A 5,331-nucleotide genomic window follows, 5' to 3' on the forward strand; every position below is an offset into this window, starting at 1 on the left:
AGGACAAGACTATGAGTTCTTACAACTAGATTATGCCGAAGATGCAAAAGTCTATGTTCCAGTAACGAACTTGCATCTAATTAGCCGTTATAGTGGTGGCGACCCGGATTTAGCACCGTTACATAAAATCGGAACTGATGCTTGGAGTAAAGCTAAGCGTAAAGCATTAGAACAAATTCATGACGTTGCAGCCGAGCTTTTACATATTCAGGCACGTCGTCAGTCAAAACCTGGCTTTGCTTTTGAACTGGATCAGTCGCTCTATATGCAATTTGCAAGCGGTTTTGCGTATGAAGAAACCCTTGATCAGGCTAATGCAATTGAAGCCACGCTCTATGATATGCAGCAAGCAAAACCAATGGATAGGTTGGTTTGTGGTGATGTGGGTTTTGGGAAAACCGAGGTGGCCATGCGTGCAGCATTTGTCGCAGTACAAAATGGCAAACAGGTTGCTGTTTTAGTTCCTACGACTTTACTAGCTCAACAACATTATGAGTCTTTTAAAGACCGTTTTGCTGATTGGCCAGTACGTATTGAAGTGCTCTCACGTTTTGGTTCAAACAAAACACATTTGAAAAATATTGAAGACTTGGCAAATGGTAAAGTCGACATTGTGGTAGGTACACATAAGCTTCTACAAGAGAATGTTCAGTTTAAAGATTTAGGCTTAATGGTTGTAGACGAGGAGCATCGCTTTGGTGTGCGTGATAAGGAGCGTATCAAAGCTTTACGTGCCGATGTTGATATGTTGACACTTACAGCAACGCCAATTCCTCGTACGCTTAATATGGCTTTTTCGGGTATGCGTGATTTGTCGATTATTGCGACTCCGCCAGCCCGTCGATTAGCAGTAAAAACCTTTGTGCAAGAGCATACAGATGCTTCAATCAAGGAAGCGATTTTGCGTGAGTTACTTCGTGGTGGACAAGTTTATTTCTTACATAATGAAGTAGAAACCATTGAGCGAGCTGCCGAAAATATTCGTGTGCTTGTACCCGAAGCACGTGTAGCGGTAGCACATGGACAAATGCGTGAACGCGAACTTGAGCAAGTTATGCAGCAGTTCTATCACAAAGAATATAATGTGCTGGTGTGCTCAACCATTATTGAGACAGGTATCGATGTTCCAAATGCCAATACAATTTTGATTGAACGTGCGGATAAACTTGGTTTAGCGCAATTACACCAGTTACGTGGCCGTGTAGGTCGTTCGCATCACCAAGCATACGCCTATTTGTTAGTACCTTCGATTAAACACTTAAAAGGTGATGCCGAAAAACGCCTTGATGCGATTCAACGCGCTTCGACATTAGGTGCAGGCTTTATGCTCGCTACGGAAGATTTGGAAATTCGTGGAGCAGGCGAATTGTTAGGCGAGCAACAAAGTGGCTCAATGCAGGCGATAGGATATAGCTTGTATATGGAAATGCTTGAGAAAGCGACTAAAGCAATTCAACAGGGTAAAACCCCGAATTTTGATGCTCCATTGTCGTTAACTGCCGAAATTAACTTACATATTCCTGCACTTATTCCAGATGATTATCTGGGTGATGTTCATCAACGTCTATTATTCTATAAACGTATTAGTAATACCGATACACAGGAAAAACTAGATAACATCCGTATGGAGCTTATTGACCGTTTCGGTATTCCACCGCAGTCGGTTAAGCACTTATTTAGCGTGCATCAAATCCGTTTGAAAGCAGAACATTTAGGTATTACGAAAATTGATATTAATACTCAAGGTGGAAATATTGAGTTTTCACCAGATACGCCAGTTCAGGCCATTAGTATTATTCAGTTAATGCAAAAAAATCCGACTTATTACCGTATGGAAGGCGGCCAACGTTTGAAGGTGATGGTGCAGCTTGAAGAGTATGAAAAACGAATTCAATTTATCAATGATTTATTGCAAAAATTGATGAGTGAACTACATGCCTGAGACCTGTTTTTCTAACCAGCGCTAGCTAATTAGGACATTTGTTTTGATGTAATCGGATTTTATGTACTATTTATACCTTGAGATATGAATAAGTGCATAAAATCATTGTTATTTGTAAGCAAACGGGCTACTAATAATATTCACATCAAAACTGATGTGATAGTATTAGCCATTATTGTTTATTGTCATTTATAAAAGATATGTTTAGTTTGCATCCACAACTTGCTCAAGATACTTTTTTTGTAGGCGATTTCCCGCTTTCAACATGTCGTTTAATGAATGATATGCAATTTCCTTGGTTGATTTTAGTACCACGCGTACCAGGAATCACGGAACTATACGAATTGAGTCAAGCTGACCAAGAACAGTTTTTACGTGAATCAAGCTGGTTATCTAGCCAGTTATCTCGCGTTTTCCGTGCTGATAAAATGAATGTAGCAGCTTTAGGTAATATGGTGCCTCAATTGCATTTTCATCATGTTGTCCGCTATCAAAATGATGTAGCTTGGCCGAAACCTGTATGGGGTACACCAGCGGTGCCATATACAAGTGATGTTTTAGCTCATATGCGTCAGACTCTTATGCTTGCTCTACGTGGCCAAGGTGATATGCCTTTTGATTGGCGCATGGATTAAATCAATGTAATGCCACATATCAATGTGGCAACATTGAAATGTGGAGGATAGGGTGCAATTAGAGAGGTTTATAGATCGGGAACCTAAGCAGTTTGCATATTTTCATCGTTTGATGGGATATTCAATTCTGTCATTAATTTTAGTGATCTATGCCTTTACCTCACCGAATACTAATTACCAAATCTATATTCCTCCTTTTTTTCTTTTTTTACTTTTTGTCAGTTCTAAACTAGAACACTGGTTGCAGTACCAGTTTGATAAGAAAACTCAAAAAAGTGTTTTTTTTGCAATAGATGCGATTGTAGTGGCTGTTACTCTGGCAGGAGTGCACCTTAATCTCGTTCCAACATTTATTGCACTTTTTGCATTATTTTACTCAGCAATTAATAGTCGTATTTCCTTTGCAGTTATTTGTTTAACAAGCCTGCTTGGGGCGATTATTTTTTATTTAAGTACATTTTTCCTATTTGGTTTTCATCCATATTTCGAAGCCACAAGCCAAGAATTAACAGTAATTACCTTACTTGGTTTGGTAATGTTTATCACTATCGGAAATTATTACCAACACCGCTGGGTTAAAAAAATTAGTCAGCAACGTCAGCATTATTATGATCAGATGACACGTTATATTGCTTTTGCTAATCAGTTAAGTCGCTATGCTCCATTACAATTATGGCAGTCGATTATGCGAGGGGAAGCCGAAGCAAAAATCGAATATAAACGTAAAAAAATGACCGTATTCTTTTCTGATATTCAGGGATTTACTGAACTATCAGAAACTTTAATTCCTGATGACTTAGCTTTCTTGCTGAACGATTATTTAAGTCATATGACTGAAATTGCAAAGCAATATGAAGCGACGGTCGATAAATTTATGGGAGATGCGATTCTCATATTTTTTGGAGATCCGAATTCACAAGGGGTTGAGCAAGATGCCAAATCCTGTGTAGAAATGGCAATTGCTATGCGTCAGCAAATGAAGTTGTTGCGCGAACGATGGAAGAAAATGGGATATTCAGCCTTACATATCCGTATGGGTATTAGTACAGGTTATTGCCACGTAGGGAATTATGGTGCAACCCATCGTATGGCTTATACGATTGTAGGTCGCGATGTAAATTTAGCGGCACGTTTACAGTATGCTGCTGAAATTGATGAAATACTCATTTCTGATGATACTTATCAATTGATCAAAAGTGATTTTCTATGTGCGCCTAAGACCCCAATTTATTTAAAGGGTATTCAAGGGGCAGTAAAAACATGGCAAGTCATGGAAAAATACACAGGAAATAAATCAGACCATCAACAATGGTTTGATTATGAATATAAAGGTTTCCATTTAGTTTTAAATTTAGAAGAAGTACAAAACTACGAATACCCTGAGTTGGTTGAGGTGCTTGAAAAAATGATTCAGCGCATTAAAGTTCAACAAACTTTGGTTAATACTCAAGGTGTTGCTCAGCTTAGACTTGAGGATGAAGTTAAGCCTATAAATATCGATGAAGAACAAGATCAGGTATAAATTATATAAATAAAAAAAGCTGCCTAAGCAGCTTTTTTTATTTATTAATGATTTTCCGAAGCGTGGTTAATTGTGTATTTCGGAATCTCAATTTCAAGATCTTCATCTACAACTTTAACCTGACATGAAAGACGTGAGTCAGGTTCCAACCCCCAAGCACGGTCTAGAAGATCGGCTTCAACATCATTCATTTCTTCTAAGCTATCAAAGCCTTTACGAACGATCACATGACAAGTTGTGCATGCGCAAGACATATCACAAGCATGTTCAATTTTGATTCCTTTGTTGAGCAAACTTTGGCAAAGATTTGCATTTTGTTCAACCTCAAATTCTGCTCCTTCTGGGCAAAATTGAGCGTGAGGAAGTACTTTAATACGTGGCATATTGATCACCTATACCTTTTAATTTGATTTTGACCAATCATCGAGCTTCGTGCCTTTTAAGGCATGGTCAATATGTCGATTCATCCGTAGTGCTGCAAAAGCATCACTATGTACTTTAAGTTGTTGAACTGCTTGCTCAATTGCTTGAATATCACTGCCTTCAAGCTGAGCTTTTAATGATTCCTTAGCAGAGTTGAGTGCTTCAAGCTGCTTTTCATCAAGTAAATCTGCATCTACTTTTAATGCTTGCTCAAGAGCCTCAAGCTCACGTTCTGCTTCAACTTTAGTTTCTTTTAAATGACGAAGATTTTTATCCTCTTCGGCATGTTGGAAACCTTCAATTAATAAGCGTTCCGTATCTGCCTCAGATAAACCATAAGATGGTTTGATATCGATATGAGCTTGCACGCCAGAAGTTGCTTCACGAGCAGAAACGGTGAGTAAGCCATCTGCATCAACTTGGAAAGTGACTTCAATACGAGCTTGGCCTGCAGTCATTGGTGGAATGCCATGAAGTACAAATCTACCTAATGAACGGCAATGTTCAACTAAATCACGTTCGCCCTGAACTACATGAATTAACATAGCAGTTTGGCCATCTTGATAGGTGGTGAACTCTTGACGACGTGCAACAGGAATCGCTGTATTACGAGATATCAGACGCTCAACGAGTCCTCCCATAGTCTCTAGACCAAGAGAAAGAGGAGTTACATCTAAAAGAAGAGAGCCATCTTGGCTATTACCGATTAACTGGTTGGCTGTAATAGAAGCGCCAATTGCCACCACTTCATCCGGGTTGATCGTGCAAAGAGGTTCTTGGGCAAAAACTTCCCGTACTGCTTTTTGAAC

Annotated in this window: 5 protein-coding genes; 3 read left to right on the forward strand and 2 right to left on the reverse strand. The window is 39.1% G+C overall.

Annotation, left to right across the window (positions count from 1 at the left end; translation table 11 throughout):
* The 3 genes from mfd to C1642_RS14530 all read left to right on the forward strand — a co-directional run.
* A partial coding sequence (gene mfd, locus C1642_RS19555) for a transcription-repair coupling factor (RefSeq protein WP_228153905.1) occupies positions 1-1,942 on the forward strand: 1,942 nt, incomplete at its 5' end.
* Between the two features lie 200 nt (positions 1,943-2,142).
* Positions 2,143-2,577, forward strand: a complete 435-nt coding sequence (locus C1642_RS14525; protein ID WP_000492048.1) for an HIT domain-containing protein — start codon at positions 2,143-2,145, stop codon at positions 2,575-2,577.
* A gap of 52 nt (positions 2,578-2,629) precedes the next feature.
* Entirely contained in the window at positions 2,630-4,099 is a 1,470-nt protein-coding gene (locus tag C1642_RS14530; RefSeq protein WP_001175670.1) for an adenylate/guanylate cyclase domain-containing protein, read from the forward strand.
* A gap of 44 nt (positions 4,100-4,143) precedes the next feature.
* Here the strand turns inward: C1642_RS14530 and fdx are convergent, their stop codons facing one another.
* Together fdx and C1642_RS19560 are read right to left on the reverse strand one after the other, a co-directional pair.
* Positions 4,144-4,482, reverse strand: coding sequence for an ISC system 2Fe-2S type ferredoxin (fdx, locus tag C1642_RS14535; RefSeq protein WP_001137383.1), 339 nt, complete (start codon positions 4,480-4,482; stop codon positions 4,144-4,146).
* Positions 4,483-4,500: 18 nt separating this feature from the next.
* The coding region (locus tag C1642_RS19560; RefSeq protein WP_228153906.1) for an Hsp70 family protein at positions 4,501-5,331 on the reverse strand (831 nt) is incomplete at its 5' end.

Origin of the sequence: Acinetobacter sp. AKBS16 (assembly GCF_002899995.1) — a bacterium.
GTDB lineage: Bacteria > Pseudomonadota > Gammaproteobacteria > Pseudomonadales > Moraxellaceae > Acinetobacter > Acinetobacter baumannii.